This window comes from Oceanobacillus luteolus (genome assembly GCF_023715655.1).
Taxonomy (GTDB): domain Bacteria; phylum Bacillota; class Bacilli; order Bacillales; family Amphibacillaceae; genus Oceanobacillus; species Oceanobacillus luteolus.
This window is the reverse complement of the sequence record NZ_JAMBON010000151.1, coordinates 1-453: the sequence shown is the minus strand read 5'-3', so window position 1 is coordinate 453 and position 453 is coordinate 1. Positions and strand designations below refer to the sequence as shown.

1 protein-coding gene is annotated in these 453 nt (G+C 52.3%); it reads right to left on the bottom strand.

What is annotated here, in order from left to right; all coding sequences use genetic code 11:
• Positions 1 to 75 precede the first annotated feature (75 nt).
• Positions 76 to 453: fimbrial protein (locus M3210_RS20155; protein WP_251518082.1), on the bottom strand; the 378-nt coding region annotated here is incomplete at its 5' end.

Sequence of the window (453 nt, the reverse complement as noted above, 5' to 3'; positions counted from 1 at the left end):
GCACGTTATTACCCCAATCCCGTTGTGGATAACGGGCCGTCCTGGCCCAAAACGCATCCCTGTCTGATATTGAAATTACTCGTATTGCACTTTGAAGGTGGCGTCAGCGTTAGCAGTACCCGCTGTCGCCGCGCCAGTGGCGTAATAACGAGCCTGGAAAGGAATGATATTGGTGCCGTCGTTCAACGTGGTCGCTGCACTGAAGGATGCTCCATCTAGTGCCAGCGGGGTACCGGTTTTATCAAGGATTTGTACGCCTACATTGGTAGCGCTACCAGCAGCAGAATTCTGAAGCGCCAGAACGCTGGTGTTAGTTGTATCAACTGAGGTACCGGAGAAAGCAACAGACGCTTTGGTAGCAACGGAAGTATCGCAATCGTCTAACTGAATATTGAAGCCAACAGCGGAGCTAGTGCTACCTGCCGTAGCCAGTTTCGCCGAACGAACTTGGCC